General features: G+C 39.4%; 2 protein-coding genes. Both read right to left on the bottom strand.

What is annotated here, in order from left to right; translation table 11 throughout:
- Window positions 1-342, bottom strand: a 342-nt coding sequence (locus AB4Y90_RS17890; RefSeq protein ID WP_441558914.1) for an efflux RND transporter permease subunit, incomplete at its 3' end; no start/stop codon positions are given.
- Window positions 342-1,398, bottom strand: a 1,057-nt coding sequence (locus AB4Y90_RS17885) for an efflux RND transporter periplasmic adaptor subunit (RefSeq protein ID WP_441558913.1), incomplete at its 5' end; no start/stop codon positions are given. The genes AB4Y90_RS17885 and AB4Y90_RS17890, both read right to left, overlap by 1 nt.

Raw genomic sequence — 1,398 nt, 5'->3', positions numbered from 1 at the left:
GGCTCTTGCAACACGGTTTTGAACGTTTACCGCAGCAATATCTGCATCGATTCCCTGTTTAAAAAATACCTGAATCTGAGCTGAACCATCGTTTCCTGCTGTTGAAGTAATATAATCCATCCCTTCAACTCCATTGATCTGTTCTTCTAACGGAACCACAACGCTCTTCATTACCGTTTCTGCATTGGCTCCTGTATAATTGGCTCTCACACTCACCGTTGCCGGAGCAATATCGGGATATTGTGTAACCGGAAGTGCTGTAAGTCCCAAAATACCGAGAATAACGATCATGATGGAAATTACAGTAGATAAAACCGGTCTGTTAATAAAGTTTTTTATCATTAGAATTTCGGTTTTACTGATTGAACAAGGCTATCCATGCTGATTTTTTTAGGCTTAACAGCTGTTCCCGGTTTTATATTTCCGGTTCCTGCTGCAATAATTACTTCACCTTTTTTAACACCGGATTTTATTAAAGCTAAATTGTCGATTCTTTCGATTACATCTACCACAACATTTCTGGCAGTGTCTTTTTCAACTTTATATACGTAAACAATTCCCTGCTGCTCGTAAGTTGCGCTTTCCGGTACAACCAAAACGTTGTCGTAGTGTTTAGGGAATCTGATGGTTCCACTGTTTCCGTTGCTTAAAAGTTTTTGAGCATTTTTAAAAGCAACTCTAAACTGGATGGTTCCTGTTGTAGGATCCAAAGAACCTGTAATTGCTTCAATTCTCCCTTTTTCAGGATAGATACTTCCGTTTGCCAACTGAAGTTCCACCATCGGAAGATTTTTTATTTTTTCAGGAACACTTGCTCCCACAGATTTTTCCAGAAAATCGAAATAAGCTTTTTCATTCATTGAAAAATAAGCGAATATCTCTGAAGTATCTGAAATTGTAGTTAAAGCAACCTGATCGGTAGGTCCAACCAAACTTCCCACTTTTAACGGAAGTTTACCAATTACTCCAGAAATAGGAGCACGGATCACCGAGTAATCGATGTTTGCTTCTACTCCTTTATAATTAGCAACGGCTTGTCTTTTAGCTGCAATTGCCTGTTGTAAACCGGCTTGAGCCTGAGCTAAATTTGCCTGAGCTGTCTGTAGCTGAACATTACTGATAATGTTTTTCTGCACCAATGGTTTCAGTTTATTTACTTCTACATTAGCTGCATTTACCTGCGCTTGTGCTGCTGCAACATTAGATTCGGCAGCGCCGATTCCAGCTTTTGAGGCAGCCGCATTTTCTGTCAGAATATTGGTTTCAAGACGGAACAAAGGCTGTCCTTTGGTGACATACTGTCCTTCATCTACCAAAACCTGAGTAATATAACCCTGAATTTTTGCTCTTACATCATTATTTATTCTACCTTCAATACTTGCAGGGAAACTGTCGTAT

Origin of the sequence: Chryseobacterium sp. 2TAF14 (genome assembly GCF_052115105.1) — a bacterium.
Classification (GTDB): Bacteria; Bacteroidota; Bacteroidia; order Flavobacteriales; family Weeksellaceae; genus Chryseobacterium.
Note: the sequence above shows the minus strand (reverse complement) of the source record. Positions and strands in the feature narration are given on the sequence as shown.